Here is a 15,844-nt window from a genome sequence, read left to right as displayed (position 1 = left end):
GCGGTCAAGGGAGTTCCAGATGGGTTCCGTCGTCCTGAGAAGCGGCACTGTCCTGACCATGGACGGCCGCCGCCCCCTCGCCGACCACGACGTCCTCGTCGTCGGCGACCGGATCGCCGCGATCGGGCCGCGCCTGGAGGTGCCGGAGGGGACCGTCGAGGTCGATGCCACCGGTGGCATCGTCATGCCGGGCATGATCGACACGCACCGGCACATGTGGCAGACGGCGATGCGCGGGTACGGCGCCGACTGGACGCTCACGCAGTACTTCGTCTGGTACTACCTGGAGTGGGGCAAGGTCTTCCGGCCGCAGGACATCCACGCCGGCAACCTGCTCGGCGCGGCCGAGGCGATCGACGCCGGTGTCACCACGACCGTCGACTGGTCGCACGGCCTGCAGACCCCCGAGCACGCCGACGCCGCCGTGGACGCGTTGCGGGCGGTGCCCGGCCGGTTCGTGCTGGCGTACGGGAACATCCAGGACAGCCCGGCGTCCTGGACGGCCAAGCCGGAGTTCCGCGACTTCGTCTCCCGCCGGATCACCGGTGACGACATGCTGGGCTTCCAGCTCGCGTTCGACGTCACCGGCGACCCGGAGTTCCCGGAGAAGCCCGCGTTCGAGGTCGCGCGCGAGCTCGGCGTTCCCGTCACGACGCACGCGGGCGTGTGGGGCGCGACGAACGACGACGGCATCAGGCTGATGTACGACAACGGGTTCATGACGCCGCAGTCGATCTACGTGCACGCGGCGACGTTGTCCGCCGACTCCTACCACCGCATCGCGGCCACCGGCGGGTCGATCTCCGTGTCGACCGAGAGCGAGCAGAGCGCGGGTCAGGGCTACCCGCCCACCTGGGCGATCCGTGAGCACGGCATCCCGGTGTCGCTGTCGATGGACACCTCGGTGTGGTGGAGCGGCGATCTGTTCTCCGCGATGCGCACGACGTTGGGCGCCGACCGGGCCCGCGAGCACATGGCGGCACACGCCAGGAACGAAACCGTCACGCATTCGTCGCTGCGGGCCGAACACGTCGTCGAGTGGGCGACGATGGGTGGCGCACGGGCGTTGGGCCGCGCCGACGACCTCGGCAGCGTCGAGGTCGGCAAGAAGGCCGACATCGTGTTGCTGCTCAACGAGAACTCGCCGGCCATGTTCCCGATCCTCAACCCGTACGGGCACGTGGCGTTCCAGGCGCAACGGTCCGATGTGGACACGGTGATCGTCGACGGGCGGATCGTGAAGCGCGGCCACAAGCTCGTCGGCGTCGACCTCGCCTCGATCCGCGCCCAGGTCGGGCAGACCGTCGACCACCTGCGGGCGGAGCTCGGCGAGGAGGCGTGGGCGAAGGGCATGAACCCGGACATCCCGACGGCGAAGGTGCTGGACAACCCCTACACCTACACCGAGTTCCGCGGCGACACCCGGATGTCCGTCTGATGGGGGCGCTCTCGGGACTGCTCGTCGCCGACTTCTCCCGCGTGCTGGCGGGCCCGTACGCGACCATGCTGCTGGCCGACCTGGGCGCCACGGTCGTCAAGGTCGAGGGACCTGCCGGGGACGAGACCCGCACGTGGATGCCGCCGGTGCGCGACGACGTCTCGACCTACTACCTCGGGGTCAACCGCGGCAAGCGGTCGATCGCGCTGGACCTGCGGGACCCGGAGGACGCCGCCCTGGGCCGTGAGCTCGCCCGGCGCGCGGACGTGGTGATCGAGAACTTCAAGCCGGGCGGCCTCGCCAAGTACGGGCTCGACCACACGAGCGTGAGCACGGCGAACCCGCGGGTGATCTACGCGTCGATCACCGGGTTCGGTTCGGGAGAAGGAAAGCACGTTCCCGGTTACGACCTGATGGTGCAGGCGATCTCCGGGCTGATGAGCCTCACCGGTGATCCGGGCGGGCCGCCGTACCGCGCGGGCATCTCGGTGTTCGACGTGATGGCGGGCAACCACGCCGTCATCGGCATCCTCGCCGCGTTGCGTCACCGCGACGCCACCGGGCAGGGCCAGCTGGTCGAGGTGAACCTGCTGTCGTCGGCGCTGACCGGGCTGGTGAACCACAGCTCGGCGTTCGTCGCCGGTGGGGTCGTGCCGTTCCGGATGGGCAACGCGCACCCCAGCGTGTTCCCCTATGAACCGCTGCCCACCGCCGACAACGACCTGATCGTCGCGGCGGCGAACGACGGCCAGTTCCGGCGGCTGTGCGAGGTGCTCGGGCTGCCCGGGGTGCCGGACGACCCGCGGTTCGCCCGCAACGCCGACCGCACCCGCAACCGCGAGGAACTGCGGCCACTGCTGGAGGAACGGCTGCGCACCCGTGGCGCGGTCGAGTGGTTCGACCTGCTGGTGGCGGCCGGGGTGCCGTGCGGGCCGATCAACACGATCGACGGCGGCTTCGCGATGGCGGAACGGTTCGGGCTCGACCCGGTCGTCGAGGTCGGCGGCGTGCCGACGACCCGGCACCCCATCCGCTTCTCGGAGACACCCGCCGCCTACGAGCTGCCGCCACCGGAACTGGACGAGCACGGCGACGAGCTGCGCACGTGGCTGAAGGAGGACCGTGACGGTCTATGAGACAGCGCTCGGTGCGTCCACGCCCGAGACGATCACGTTGCTGGGCCAGGACCTCGCGCGTGACGTGATGGGCAACGTCGGGTTCGGCGAGCTGGCGTTCTGGCTCGCCACCCAGCGCAGGCCGAGCCCCGGCGAGACCCGGCTGTTCGAGGCGGTGCTGGCCGCGCTCGCCGACCACGGGTTCACGCCGACCGCGATCGTCAGCCGCCTCACGTTCCTCTCCGCGCCCGACTCCGTGCAGGGAGCGCTCGCGGCCGGGCTGCTCGGCGGAGGGTCGCGGTTCCTCGGTGTCACCGAGGACGCCGGCCGGTTCCTGAACTCCGTGGTGAGCGCTCACGACGCGCCCGAAGACTGGGACGCGCTGGCACTGGAAACCGTGCGGGCACAGGGGAAAGCGCGCATCCCCGGCCTCGGTCACCACGTGCACAAGAACGGCGACCCGCGCACCGCCCGGCTCTACGAGATCGCTGAAGAGGAGGGTCTGGTCGGGCCGCACCTGTCGCTGTTCGCCGCGATCGGCCGGGTCCACCCGCAGGTGCTCGGCAGGACGTTGCCGCTCAACGGTGCCGGCACGTGCGGCGCGGTGCTCGCCGACCTCGGGTTGCCGCTCGAGTTGTTGCGGGGCTTCGCGTTGCTGGCCCGCACCGCCGGGTTGATCGGGCAGCTCGCCGAGGAGCTGCGCCACCCCGTGGCCAACCAGATCTTCCTGTCCGTCGACATGAACACCAGGTCCGTCGCACCTGTCGAGGAGTGAGCAATGCAGCTCGTCACCGAGGACAACATCACCGCGCTCGCGGAGCAGCGCTGGGCCACCGCGAAGGACCCGCGGACCGCGCAGCTGATGACGGCGCTGGTCCGGCACCTGCACGACTTCGCCCGTGAGGTGCGGCTCACCGAGGCCGAGTGGATGGCGGCGATCGGGTGGCTCACCGCGACCGGGCAGATCAGCGACGCCAAGCGCGAGGAGTTCATCCTGGCGTCGGACGTGCTCGGGCTGAGCATGCTGGTCGTGCAGATGAACCACCGGTTCGACGCGGCCGCGACACCGGCCACCGTGCTCGGCCCGTTCCACATCGACGGCTCCCCTGAGCTCGGGTTCGGCGGCGACATGTCCGACGACGTCGCCGGAACTCCGCTCTACCTCACCGGAACCGTCCGCTCGCTCGACGGCTCCCCCGTCGCCGGTGCCGTGCTGGACGTCTGGCAGGCGGACGCCGACGGCGCGTACGAGGCCCAGCTCGACGTCGACGAGGCACGGTTGCGGGCCAAGTACCGGGCCGAACCGGACGGCCCCTACTGCGTGCGGACGATCACGCCGAAGGGGTACTCGATCCCGATGGACGGCCCGGTCGGCGAGCTGATCGGGCAGACGGAGATCAGCCACTTCCGCCCGGCCCACGTGCACTTCCTGCTCACCGCCGACGGTTTCGAACCGCTGATCACGCACCTGTTCGAGGAGGGCGCTGAGTACCTTGACAGCGACGTAGTGTTCGGCACCAAGCAGGAGCTGGTGGTCAGGTTCGAGCCTCGCGAGCCCGGGCCGACACCGGACGGCCGTGAGTCCGCGGTGCCGTGGGTTCTCGCGAAGTACGACTTCGTGTTGCAGCCGTGCGCGCCGCAGTAGTCGTTCGTCCCGGTCAGCCGCCGTCGCTCGCTGACCGGGGCGAGCCTTCTCCCGGCCCCGGCGAGGTGCTGGTCGACGTGCTGGCCGCGCCGATCACCCCGCTGGACCTGTTGTGCGCGGGCGGAAACTCGTACTTCGGCGTTCCCGCGACCCCTTATGTGCCTGGCGTGCAGGGGATCGGGACGGTGGACGGGCGGGCGGTGTGGTTTCCGACCAGCGCCGGGATGGCGGCGGGTGACGGGAGCATGGCCGCGAAGGCGTTGGCCCGCACGGAGGATCTGGTCTTCCTGCCGGACGTCGTGGATCCGTTCGTCATGGCCGCGCTCGGACTCTCCGCCGTCGCCGCGTACATGGCGTTGACGTGGCGTGGCGAGCTGGCCGCCGGTGAGTCCGTGGTCGTGCTCGGCTGCGGGGCGGTCGGTCAAGCCGCGATCCAGCTCGCGCGCCTGGCCGGTGCCGGACGGGTCGTCGCCGCCGCGCGTTCGGCGGAGGGCCGGGCACGCGCGGTGCGAGCAGGAGCGGACGTCGTGGTGACGTTCGAAGACTTGGCCGCCGCCGCTCAGGGCGCCGACCTGCTGATCGACCCGATGTTCGGTGCTCCCGCCGCGGTGGCCGCCGGGGCTCTGCGCCCCGGCGGCCGGTGGGTGAACCTCGGCGGTTCGGCCGGCGAGACGTCCCCGATCACGTCGTCCACCCTGCGCAGCCGGTCGTTGCGATTGTCCGGCTACACCAACAACGAGCTCACCGCGCAGCAACGAGCCGAGGCCATCTCCGTGATCGCCCGGCACGCCGCGGACGGCGCGCTGACCGTCGATCACGAGGTGGTGCCGCTGGACGCCGTCACCGATGCCTGGCACCGCACCGCTCACGGCCGGGTCGTGCTGGTTCCCTAGACGAGTAAGTCCATGCGGGCGGTGACGCCATCGATGGTCCGGACATGCAGTTCGAAATTGTGCCGGCCTTTCGGTGTGTCTTTGACTGACCCGATGAGCTGCCGGACGGGTTTGAGTGTCGCGGTAAACGCTGTCCGCGGTCCGCGGTCTGGGACGCCTCATTGACGCCGGCTGTGAGAGGTGTGACGGTTCCTGCGTTCGCACATATCCTCCCGACGTGCGGGCGCGAGTCTGAACCCAGCACCAGAAAGGAACCGTCCATGCGAGCTCGACGACGAATCCACGGCGTCCTTGTGGCATTTCTGACCGCCTTGGCTTCAATAGCGGTTGTCACCCCAACGGCCAGCGCTCACTACAGCCAGTGCGGCGAGTCGAGTTTCTGCATGTGGGAGCACAGCAGCTATGAAGGGATGTACTACTACCGCTATGGGAGCACTCCCTACGTCGGGAACGACTTCAACGACAAGGCGACCTCAGCCTGGAACCGTTTGCCGGTGTGGGTGACGGTCTACGAGCACAGAGATTACCAGAGCAGCTGGTACCCCAATCCGTTCCCTGGCACCTTTTATCATTGCCTTTCCATTGCCCCCGGGGCATCAAGTGCCAATTTCCTGAATGTGTTCAACGATAAGGCATCGTCCGTCCGGGTGAACCACCGCGAACCACAGTGTATTCACTACCAAGAATAACCTTGGTATGCGCCTGAGGATCACTGACACCAACATAACGGAACCAATCATCTGGCGGTGATAGCGGGTCGGCGGCCCACCAGCCGCCGTCCGTGCGGGTGGGGGGACGTCCACCTCGGGTGGTACGCACCCTTCCCGGGGGTGCGGGGGTGATCATGGCGTGTCACCCTGGATCAGGTGGATCGACGCAGGTTCCTGACAGTCGCCGGACTCGCGGGCGCCGGCGCGGCGCTCGCAGCGTGCTCCTCTCCCGCTCCTCCACCGGTTCCGGCTCCGTCCAGTTCGTCCGTTCCCAGTGGACCACCCGACTGGGGTGCGTTGCGGTCCCGGCTGTCCGGCCGCCTCGCGCTGGCCGGTGAGGACGGGTACGCGTACCAGGGCTTCAACCCGGTGTGGGACGGCTCGAAACCCGCCGCCGTCGCCAAGGTGACCTCCGCCGCGGACGTGCGGGCCTGCGTGGAGGCGGCCAGGCTGCGCGTGCCCATCGCCGCCCGCAGCGGTGGCCACAGCTACGCCGGCTACTCCTCGCCCTCCGGTGGCCTGCAGGTCGACGTGCGCGGGATGGCGGACGTCGAGGTGCTGCCGGGTGACCAGGTCCGCGTCGGTGCCGGGGCCGCTCTCGGTGACGTGTCGAAGGCGTTGGTGGCGTCCGGCCGGTGCCTGCCGACCGGCACGTGCCCGTCGGTCGGCGTCGCGGGCCTCACGCTGGGCGGCGGGATCGGCGTGCTCACCCGCAAGTACGGGCTGACCTGTGACCATCTGGTGTCCGCCTCCGTCGTCACGGCGGACGGCCGGTTGCTCGCGGTGTCCGCCGAGCAGGAGCCCGACCTGTTCTGGGCGTTGCGCGGCGGTGGCGGTGGCAACTTCGCGATCGTCACCGAGTTCGTCTTCGCCACCGTGCCCGCGCCCGACGTCACGGTCTTCACGCTGTCCTACCCCGCCGGTGCCGCCGCGGACGTGCTCGGCGCGTGGCAGCCGTGGATCGCGCAGGCGCCCAACGAGCTGTGGTCCAACGTCGTGGTTCGTGGCGGAGCCCGGCCGAGCTGCCAGGTCGGCGGCTGCTTCATCGGGTCCGCCGGCGGCCTCACCGCCCTGCTCGGAGAACTGCCCGCTCCGGAGTCGCGCTTCGTCCAGCCGCGGAGCTACGCCGAGGCCACGCGGTACTTCGCGGGCGGCCCGATCGCCCGCGAGTCGGCGGTGGCGTCCTCCCGCGTGGTGCGCGACCCGATCAGCGACCCGGCGGCGGCCGTGGACCTGCTGGCGGGCCAGTCCGACGAGACGTACCTGATCTTCGACGGCCTGCGCGGCGCGGTGGCCGACGTCGCGCCGGACGCCACCGCGTTCCCGCACCGCACGGCGCTCGCCAACGTCCAGATCTACCTCAAGACGCCGCCCGAGGCCGCCGAGACGGCCCGCGGCGCGCTGGCGCAGATCCGCGACGGGCTCGGCGCGCTGGTCGGCGACACCGGGTACGTCAACTACATCGACCCGCAGCTGCCGCGGTGGGCGGAGGCCTACTACGGCGGCAACCTCGCCCGGCTGCGGCAGGTCGCCGCCCGGTACGACCCCGACGGCGTGTTCGCCTTCGCGCAGTCGGTTCCCCGGTGACGCCCACGTTCCCGATCTCACGCTTTGCGAGGGAACTGATCGGGTGTGCGTTCCGACTAGATGCTCGTGGAAACGACAGGTCTGCCGGTGCGGCTGGCGAAGGTGAGCTGCGCGCACGGCGGCAGAACGGTCGTGCACTCGGTCGACCTTCTGGTCGAGCCCGGTCAACGGGTGGCGCTGACCGGCACGAACGGCTCCGGCAAGACGACGCTGCTGCGCGCGGTCCTCGGTCTGCACCGCTCCTTCGACGGTGTGGTCGAGGTCGGTTCGCTCAGGGCGCGCACCGCCGCCGACTGGGCTCGCCGGCGGCGTGAGGTCGCGTGGATCCCGCAGCGGCAGGCAGCCGGGCGGTTTCCCCTGCTGGTCGACGAACTGCTGGCGAGCAGCGGTGCTCTTCCCCGTGCTCGTGAGGCAGCGCGGGAACTCGGGGTCGGCTCACTCGGTCGCCAGCCCGTGCACACGTTGTCCGGCGGGCAGTTGCAGCGGGCCTATCTCGCGCGGGCGATCGGGTGCGTCGAGGCAGGCGCGCGGGTGCTGCTGGCCGACGAACCCACCGCCGCACTGGACTTCGAGGGCCAGGCGGCGGTCGCCGGACTGCTGACGAGCCTGCCGGTCACGGTGCTGGTCGTGACGCACGACCGGGCCGTGGTGCGCCGGTGCGAGCGGGTTCTGGAGATGGCGGCGGGGACGTTGCGGGAGATCACGTGATCGAGCTGCTCGAGCTCGCCGCCGTCCAGCGAGCCGCGTTCGCGCTCCTGCTCGGGGCGGTCGCGTTGCCGATCGTCGGCGTGGTGATCATCGGTCTCGACATCATGCCGGTGCGGTTCGCGATGATGCACATCGCGTTGCTGGGCATCGCGGTCGGCCTGCTGACCGGGCTGGACCCGTTGCTGTGCGCGGTGGTCGCGTGTGGACTGTCGGGAGCCGGGCTCACCCCGCTGGCCCGCAGCCCCAGCGGGTTGTCGGGGGCGATGGGGCTGCTGATGAGCCTGGCGATCGCCGCGGCGCTGCTGGTGCTGTCGATCTCCGGGGTCAACGCGTCGGCGGCGTTCGAGCTGCTGTGGGGTTCGATCCTGGCCACCAAGACCGGTGACGTGGTGCTGCTCGGCGCCCTCGCGGTCGTCGTGCCCGCGCTCTTCCTGTGGCGGCGCGGGCAACTCGCGTTGCTGCTGCACGACCGCGAGCTGGCCGCGTGTTCCGGCGTCCCGGTGAACCGGTTGACGCTCGTGCTGCTCGTGCTCGTGGCCGTCGCGATCGCCGGCGCGATCAGGTTGACCGGTGCGTTGCTGGTCGACGCCCTGACGTTGCTGCCCGCGCTCGCCGCCCGCCGCCTCGCGCATTCCCTGACGGGGATGGCCTTGTGGGCGGTGGGGATCGGCGTGGTCGTGAACCTGGCCGGGTTCGCCCTGGCCCTGCTGCTGGACCAGCCGCCTGGTCCGGTCCTCGTGCTCCTGGCGGGCGCGGTCGCGCTCGCCGCCCACCTCATCCCCGAACGGAGAACTCCCGCATGGCAGTCCGCCTCCTCGCACTGACCGGTGCCGCACTGCTGCTGGCCGGGTGCGGATCGGCCGCGACATCGCCCGAGCAGCAGTCCGGGCCGAAGGTCGTCGCGACGACGAGCTGGGAGGCCGGGTTCGCGAAGGCGGCCGGTGCCACGAACGTCACGGTGATCGTGCCCAGGTCCGTGCTGCACGCGCCGGACTACGACCCGAAGCCGTCCGACCTGAAGGCGGTGGCGGACGCGGACTACGTGCTCTACGCGCCGTTCGAGTCGTTCGCGCCGAAGATCACCGATGCGGCCGGGTCGAACGCGAAGAAGGTCGCGGTCGCGCTGGACAACTCGCGCGACAAGGTCAAGGCCGAGGTCACGCGGCTCGGTGAGCTGTTCGGCACGCAGGACGCGGCCAGGAAGTGGATCGAGGGCTTCGACGCCGAGTACGCGAAGCTCGCCGGGGAGGTGAAGGCGAAGTGGCCGGGCGGGCAGCAGCCCAAGGTCGTGGCGCAGATGTTCGTCGGGTACGCGGCCGACCTCGCGGGCGCGGAGCTGCTCGGCGTCTACGGGCCGGAGCCGGTGACGGCGTCACAGGTCGCGGAACTGAGGAACAAGGCGCCACAGTTCGTGTTCGAGAACTCGCACATGAGCACCGGAACCGTGCTGCCGGACGCGAACGCCAAGCAGGTCGACCTCGTCAACTATCCCGGCGACGACAACGACCTGCTCGGCGTCTACCGCGCCAACGCCAGGACGATCAGCGACGCTCTCGGCTAGCGAGCAGCCGCAGGGCGTCCTTGTCGACCTTGCCCGCGGGGGTGAGGGGGAACTCGGGCAGCACCAGCAGGTGCTCCGGGTGCTTGAACCGGCCGATCCCCTTCTCCCCCAGGAATTGCCCAAGTTCCTCGATGGTCACCGGCGCACCGGTGACGAGGCACGCGCACAGCCGCTCCCCCATCAGGTCGTCGGGCACGCCGACGCAGGCCACGTCCCGGATCGCCGGGTGGGCGGCCAGCGCCTGCTCCACCTCGGCCGGGCTGATGTTCGCGCCGCCGCGGATCACGACGTCCTTGCGGCGTCCGACGACGGAGAGGTAGCCGTCGGCGTCGAACACGCCGAGGTCGCCCGTGCGGACCCAGCCGTCCGGGGTGCGGTACCGGGCGTTGAGGTCGTCGTCGATGTAGCGCAAGGGACTCATGGGGCCGCGGGCGATGATCTCCCCCACCACTCCTGTGGGAACGGGCCGCAGCGAGTCGTCCACGACGAGGATCTCCGCGACCGCGGGGTTGGGGCGTCCGGCACCGGAGTCCGGTGGGTCGTCCAGCGCGGTGTGGCAGTTGACGCCGTCGGCGGAGCCGTAGATGTTCACGACGATCGCGTCGAACGCCTCGCGGCACGCCCGCGCCGTCGCCGCGTCGAGCTGGGCGCCGCCGGGTGCGATCACGCGGACCGACGAGAAGTCACCGGGCTGCGAAAGCAGCATCTTGAACATCGTCGGCACGCCGAACAGGTGCGTCGGCCTGGCTCGTGCGATCAGGTCCAGAGTGGACTCGGCGCTGAACTTGCTCTGCAGCACCAGCGTTCCGCCGTGGCGGGCAAGCGTGACCGTGGTTCCATTGCTGCCGAAGGACGATGCGAGCGGCACGAGGAACAACGCCCGCAGCTCCTCGCCGGGCAGGACCAGCCGGCCGACGAACGCGCCGCGCCCGCCCAGCAGCGCGTTGTGCGAGTACAGCACCATCTTCGGCTCGGCCTCCGAGCCCGACGACACGAGGATCCGCGCGGGGCCGTTGGGATCGGAGCGCACCGGCTCGAACGCTCCCACCGGAGCCAGCAGGGAGGCTGTGGGCCAGGCGCCGGGCAGGCCGTCGGCGATCAGGGCCACCGCACCGCTGCGGGTGACCAGTGAGCGCGCCTCCCGTTCCCCGCGTCCCACCGGGAACGGCAGCACCACGCCCCCCACGGCGGCGACGGCGAGATCGGCGGCCACCGCGTACCGGCTGTTGGGCAGCTGCACGGCCACGACGTCACCAGGTCCGACGCCGCGCTGACGGAGGTTCGCGGCCATGCGGAGGGCGAGTTCGTTGAGCTGCACGTAGGTCAGCTCGCCGTCGTCGTCGATCACCGCTGTTCGCAACGGGTGTAAGTAGACGCGGACGGCGAACAGGTCGTAGATGTCGCGGTCCGGGTAGTGTCCCTGCTCGGCCCACTGGTGGCGGAGCTCGGCGGGGACGAGGTCGCGGACGGTGGTGGTCGTCATCTGAACCTCCAGGGTGTCAGGACTTCGGGGCAGTGGTCGGAGTCGAGCGCGACCACGTCGGCGAACCGCGGGTCGGTGATGATCGAGGCGAGGTCGTCGGTGACCGGGACGCCGTCGTGGGTCCAGCCGCCGTCGCCGAGCACCGGACGGCGGAATCCCGGTGCGGGACGGCCGTTCGCCCGCAGCTGGAGGAGTTCGGCGGCGGCGAGCAACGAGGACTCGGCGCGGACCGCCCGGCCGGTGCGCTCGCGCTGGAGCAACGCCGCGACGGTCGTGCAGGCACCCAGCAGGCCGCCCAGCACGTCGAGCAGGGTCATCAGCGACGGCGCCGGCGGTTCGTCGGCCGGGCGCAGCAGCGCACCGAGGCCGGTGCGGGCCTGGGCCATGAAGTCGGTGCCCAGCGGGGCGTCCGGGATCCGGCCGGCCCAGCCCGAGGTGTGCACGAACACCAGGGCCGGGTTCACCGCCGCCAGGTCGTGCGCGCCGAGTCCGAGGCGTTCGGCGGTGCCGGGTGCCCAGTTGTGCAGGAAGACGTCGGCGATGCGGACGAGATCGCGGAGCCGGTCGCGGTCGCCGGGGTCCTTGATGTCGATCTCCACCGCGCTCTTGCCGCGGTTGAGGGCAAGCCAGCGGGCGGACGTGCCGCCGCACATGGGTGGCATGCCACGCAACGGGTCGCCGCCCGGCGGTTCGACGCGCACGACGGCCGCGCCGAGGAGGCCCAGCAGGTGGGCGGCCAGCGGCGCCTGGACGCGCCGGCCGGCCTCCAGCACCACCAGGCCCGAAAACGGCAACGAGCCACGCACCCGGTCTCGTCGACCCGGAGAGTCCACAGTGGTCAGTTCGAACAGGGGGCCACCGGCCGTGCCGTGCGGGTGCAGCTCGCAGATGCTCGTCGCGGTCTCGCTCGCGAGCGCCTCGAGCTCGGCGAACGTCCGCGTCGACGTCGCCGCGTGCAGTGCGGCCGGCAGTGGCGCGGTCGCGGTCGGATACCGGAACTGGAACGGCCGCCAGCCCGCGCCGATCACCTTGCCCGGCACGCCGAGACCGGCCCAGAACGCCTGCCACACCGCCGGGTCGAGTGCCTCGATCTCGAACAGCACGCCGTCGGCGCTGCGGAACGGCGGCCCGCCGGGTGCGAGCGCGGTCGCTTCGGCCTCCGGTGCCCCGGCGGCCGCGAGGTACTGCGACACCGTCATCAGTGCGGACTGAGCAACGCTCGTCGTGACGCTCGATCCGCCGTCGAACAGTGCCGCGAGCAGCCCGGTTCCGCCGATCACTCCAGCGGCCGTGGCGCAGTAGTCCAGACCGAGCCCTCGTGGTGATCCCTGGCTGCGGCCGTGCACGTGCATCGGCCCGCACACGGCTTGGGCGCTGGCCTCGTCGACGACTTCGCCACCACGCACCGGCCCGGCCCAGCTGATCGCCAGTTCGGTGCCACCGGCCTGGACGTGGGCAGGCTCACCACCGGCGTCCGGGAACCGGGAGACGCCCGCGCCCGACTGGTGCAGGAGCGCACCGAGCACGGCGGCCGCGGCCGAGTCGCCGCGGACGGTGATCTCGGTGCCGGACAACGGCGGATCGCTCGTCGTCCGGTCGAGGTGCAGTGTCACGCGGGCCTCCTCCTGGCGGCGACGGTCGGTCGTCCACCAGTCGGACGGGACACCGCCCGAGTTCCCAACGGGAGGGAGAACGCCGGTGCTGGAACAGGTTTCCGCGTTCGTCCGCGAGCACGTGCAGCCGGGCGAGACGGTGCTCGACGCTGGTGGCGACGCGGCACGGGCGGAACTGACGCGGTTGCAAGGGCTCGCGAAGTCCGCCGGGTTGTGGGCATTGCCACTTCCCCGCGCGCTCGGTGGCGGCGGGCTGAGCCTCAGCGAGTACTTCGCGTTGGCGGAGACGGAAGGCGGCAGCGACCACGGACCGGCCGCACTCGGTTCCAGCAGTCTGCTCGACGTGCGGATGTTCCAGCGCTTCGCCCGTCCGGGCGTCCTCGAGTACCTGAAACCGTTGGTGGCCGGGGAGATCACCGGCAGTTACGCGATGACCGAACCCGGTGTCGCGGGCTCCGACCCGGCTGCCGTGCGCACGACCGCCGAACGGAGCAGCGGCGGTTGGGTGCTCAACGGACGGAAGTGGTTCACCACCGGTGCGGGCAACGCCTCCTACGTCACGGTGCTCGCCAGCGGATCGTTGTTCGTGGTGCGGGACTTCCGGGTCGTGCGGGAGATCCCGGTGCTGGGCGCGGCCGGACAGTTCGAGATCGCGCTGGAGGACGTGTTCGTGCCGGACGACCACCTGCTCGGCGATGGCGGTGACGGGCTCACCATCGCCGGGACGCGGCTCGCCCTCGGGCGGACGTTGCGGTGCCTGCGCTGGATCGGGATGGCGGAGCGCGCGTTCGAGCTCATGTGCTCCCGCGCCGTCGAACGCCAGGTGCGCGGCAGTGCCTTGGCCGACCGGCAACTGGTGCAGCAGCACGTCTTCGACTCGTTGCTGGCCATCCGGTCCGCACGCGCTCTTAGCATTGCAGCCGCCGATCTGGTGGCGGCGGACCAGGACGCGCGCACGGAGATCGGGCTCGCGAAGGTGGCGGCCGCGCGGACTCTGCACCAGGTCACCGACGCGGCGATCCAGGTGTTCGGAGCGGAGGGCCTCGGTCCGGACACGCCGTTGCCGATGCTCGCGCGGATCGCCCGTGCGGCACGGATCCTCGACGGCGCCGACGAGATGCACGTCTCCGACACCGCGCGGCGCGTGCTCAGAACTCGCGCGGGCTGATCCGCCCGGACGCGATCGCCAGCGCCACGGCGTAGAAGAACGTGCCCCACACCAGTTCCTGGTTCTCGAGATCCTCGTAGGTGCCACCGAGCAACCTGCCGTCGTGCACCGCATCGGCGAGCCTGGCCAGCACCGGTGTCGCGTCGAGGCCGAGCTTGAGCAGGGCCACGGCGGCGATGGCGTCCGCGGACGTGTCACCCGGCGGACTCCATTGGCGTGCCATCGACTCGGCACGCTCGCGGTAGTCCTCGCCGAGCCACAGCACCGCGTCCGCCGCGGCCAGCATCAGCCAGGCCCTGCCGCGGGGCCAGGTCTCGTCGATCGCCAGGTGAGCGTCCACATGCGACCGGGCGAGGTCGTGCAGGCCGTTGGCGGCAAGCAACGGAACGACTCCGGCCGCACCATCCGCCCTGATCCCGGTGTCGGGGCCGAACGCCGTGCCCCACGGGATCACGCCATCAGCCGCGCGTGCCGCCAGTGACTTCGCCGCTCGTCCGGTGTCTCCCCCGCCGTACCAGAAGATCAGGCTCTGCAGGACGGTGTCGCTGTCGTGCCAGCAGCCGAGCTTCGCCGTCCACGCCGATGCGTCCGGCATGTCCAGCAACCACAGCAGCCCTGCCCAGCACCCTCCGGCCCAGGAGCCACGAGCCGTTGTCCGCCAGCGACCTGACACCGGGTCCGCGTACAGCGGGAACCGTTCGCCGACCTGTGCCAGCGTCGACTCTGCCCGTGCCCTCACCGCGCCCGCCACGCGACGACCGCCGCCGCGGCGAACTCGGCCGCCACCAGCACCCACGCCGAGGTGTAGCCGCCCATCTCCACCAGCAGCCCGAAGAGCGGCGGACCGACCGCGAACCCGGTGAAGAACCCGGCGGACACCAGTGCGGAGTCGCGCCCCAGCCCCGGTCCGTTGGACGCGGCCACGACCAGCACCATCGAGATTGCGTTCGCGGCGACGGCACACGCACCCACGACGACCATGCCCGCCCACGCCAGCGCCGGGTTCCCGGTCAGCAACAGCACCGGTGCGGCAACGGCGCTCCCGGACAGCCAGACCAGCAACGTAGGACCCGCCGCCCGCGCCCACAGGATCCGGCTCACGATGCCGACCACACCGAGCACCGCCACCAGTCCGGCGGCGACCGGCGCGGTGAACCCGAGTTCCTCGGTCGCGTACAGCGCCACGTAGGTGTTGACCGCCGCGATGCCGGAGCCGAGCAGCACGGAGAACCCGGCCAGCCGCCAGATCACCGGACCGGCGGCGAGCGAGACCGCGAGCCCCGGCCGCCGCACCGGGCGTGAGTCTCCGGGAAGCGCGAGGCACGCCAGTGCAGCCACCGCGGCCAGCGCAGCGGCGACACCGACCGCGAGCCGCCAGTCGGCGCCCTCCGCCAGCCACGCCAGCGGCAGTCCGGCGACGAACGCGCCGAGCTGCACCCCGGACTGCTTGACACCCAGCACCACCGGCCGTCGTGACGCGGGCACGGACGTCGCGATCAGCTTGTTGGTCGAAGGGTTAGCGAGCGCCTGTGGAACGCCGCCCAAGGCCACCGCCACCACCAGCACGGCGTAGTGCGGCGCGGTCGCGAAGACGGTCAACGCCACCGCACTCGTGCCGAACAACGCGATCACCGACCGCCGCGGCCCGACCGCGTCCACCGCCGGCCCGATCGCCAGTGACAGCACCACGGCGACACCGAACCCGGCCGTCACCAACACGCCGAGCAACGGCCGTGCGATGCCGAACTCCGCCACCAGCGCAGGTGAGAGCGCTCCCAGCAAGAACAGCGGCAGCATCGACGCCGTCATCGCCGCCGTGGTCAGCACCGGCACCGCTGACCGCCCGCGCAAGCGAACTTCCTCCACGGCCACTGGTCGGATACGGGGGACATCCAGTTCCCCGGGAACCGAAAGCGTTACCCG

Annotated in this window: 15 protein-coding genes; 11 read left to right on the top strand and 4 right to left on the bottom strand. The window is 71.1% G+C overall.

Annotated elements, in window-relative coordinates; translation table 11 throughout:
• Positions 1-19: 19 nt before the first annotated feature.
• The 10 genes from ACRSBM_RS14200 (at position 20) to ACRSBM_RS14155 (ending at position 9,657) form a co-directional block, all read left to right on the top strand.
• Positions 20-1,438: an amidohydrolase family protein gene (locus ACRSBM_RS14200; protein ID WP_434443799.1), complete on the top strand. Its 1,419-nt coding sequence runs from the start codon at positions 20-22 to the stop codon at positions 1,436-1,438.
• On the top strand, positions 1,438-2,574 hold the full coding sequence (locus ACRSBM_RS14195) for a CaiB/BaiF CoA transferase family protein (RefSeq protein ID WP_434443796.1): 1,137 nt from the start codon (positions 1,438-1,440) through the stop codon (positions 2,572-2,574). The genes ACRSBM_RS14200 and ACRSBM_RS14195 overlap by 1 nt, the downstream gene beginning before the upstream one ends.
• The gene (locus tag ACRSBM_RS14190) at positions 2,561-3,328 is read left to right on the top strand and encodes a citryl-CoA lyase (protein WP_434443793.1); all 768 of its coding nucleotides are present in this window, start codon (positions 2,561-2,563) and stop codon (positions 3,326-3,328) included. Before ACRSBM_RS14195 ends, ACRSBM_RS14190 begins: the two co-directional genes overlap by 14 nt.
• A 3-nt stretch (positions 3,329-3,331) precedes the next feature.
• Positions 3,332-4,198, top strand: a complete 867-nt coding sequence (locus tag ACRSBM_RS14185) for a dioxygenase (RefSeq protein WP_434443790.1) — start codon at positions 3,332-3,334, stop codon at positions 4,196-4,198.
• On the top strand, positions 4,183-5,091 hold the full coding sequence (locus tag ACRSBM_RS14180; protein ID WP_434443787.1) for a quinone oxidoreductase family protein: 909 nt from the start codon (positions 4,183-4,185) through the stop codon (positions 5,089-5,091). The genes ACRSBM_RS14185 and ACRSBM_RS14180 overlap by 16 nt, the downstream gene beginning before the upstream one ends.
• Before the next feature lie 260 nt (positions 5,092-5,351).
• Positions 5,352-5,780 (top strand): peptidase inhibitor family I36 protein, encoded by a 429-nt coding sequence (locus ACRSBM_RS14175; RefSeq protein ID WP_434443785.1) that lies wholly within the window; start codon positions 5,352-5,354, stop codon positions 5,778-5,780.
• A 177-nt stretch (positions 5,781-5,957) separates the two neighbouring features.
• The gene (locus ACRSBM_RS14170) at positions 5,958-7,388 is read left to right on the top strand and encodes an FAD-binding oxidoreductase (protein WP_434443783.1); all 1,431 of its coding nucleotides are present in this window, start codon (positions 5,958-5,960) and stop codon (positions 7,386-7,388) included.
• 60 nt (positions 7,389-7,448) lie between these two features.
• The gene (locus tag ACRSBM_RS14165; protein WP_434443781.1) at positions 7,449-8,096 is read left to right on the top strand and encodes a metal ABC transporter ATP-binding protein; all 648 of its coding nucleotides are present in this window, start codon (positions 7,449-7,451) and stop codon (positions 8,094-8,096) included.
• Positions 8,093-8,920: a metal ABC transporter permease gene (locus ACRSBM_RS14160; protein ID WP_434443779.1), complete on the top strand. Its 828-nt coding sequence runs from the start codon at positions 8,093-8,095 to the stop codon at positions 8,918-8,920. Before ACRSBM_RS14165 ends, ACRSBM_RS14160 begins: the two co-directional genes overlap by 4 nt.
• Positions 8,896-9,657, top strand: coding sequence for a metal ABC transporter solute-binding protein, Zn/Mn family (locus tag ACRSBM_RS14155; protein WP_434443776.1), 762 nt, complete (start codon positions 8,896-8,898; stop codon positions 9,655-9,657). Before ACRSBM_RS14160 ends, ACRSBM_RS14155 begins: the two co-directional genes overlap by 25 nt.
• Here ACRSBM_RS14155 and ACRSBM_RS14150 read toward each other — a convergent pair.
• The gene (locus tag ACRSBM_RS14150) at positions 9,638-11,140 is read right to left on the bottom strand and encodes a class I adenylate-forming enzyme family protein (RefSeq protein WP_434443775.1); all 1,503 of its coding nucleotides are present in this window, start codon (positions 11,138-11,140) and stop codon (positions 9,638-9,640) included. The genes ACRSBM_RS14155 and ACRSBM_RS14150 overlap by 20 nt on opposite strands.
• Positions 11,137-12,753, bottom strand: a complete 1,617-nt coding sequence (locus ACRSBM_RS14145; protein WP_434443772.1) for a CoA transferase — start codon at positions 12,751-12,753, stop codon at positions 11,137-11,139. Before ACRSBM_RS14145 ends, ACRSBM_RS14150 begins: the two co-directional genes overlap by 4 nt.
• Positions 12,754-12,838: 85 nt before the next feature.
• Here ACRSBM_RS14145 and ACRSBM_RS14140 point away from each other — a divergent pair, with 85 nt between their 5' ends.
• Positions 12,839-13,921, top strand: coding sequence for an acyl-CoA dehydrogenase family protein (locus ACRSBM_RS14140; protein WP_434443769.1), 1,083 nt, complete (start codon positions 12,839-12,841; stop codon positions 13,919-13,921).
• Here the strand turns inward: ACRSBM_RS14140 and ACRSBM_RS14135 are convergent.
• Entirely contained in the window at positions 13,902-14,660 is a 759-nt protein-coding gene (locus ACRSBM_RS14135; RefSeq protein ID WP_434443766.1) for a hypothetical protein, read from the bottom strand. The genes ACRSBM_RS14140 and ACRSBM_RS14135 overlap by 20 nt on opposite strands.
• Positions 14,657-15,787 carry an MFS transporter gene (locus ACRSBM_RS14130; protein ID WP_434443764.1) on the bottom strand — a complete coding sequence of 377 codons (1,131 nt, stop codon included), beginning with the start codon at positions 15,785-15,787 and terminating at the stop codon, positions 14,657-14,659. The genes ACRSBM_RS14135 and ACRSBM_RS14130 overlap by 4 nt, the downstream gene beginning before the upstream one ends.
• Positions 15,788-15,844: the final 57 nt, after the last annotated feature.

The sequence above is a fragment of the Lentzea xerophila genome (assembly GCF_051094245.1).
GTDB lineage: Bacteria > Actinomycetota > Actinomycetes > Mycobacteriales > Pseudonocardiaceae > Lentzea > Lentzea xerophila.
Note: the sequence above shows the minus strand (reverse complement) of the source record. Positions and strands in the feature narration are given on the sequence as shown.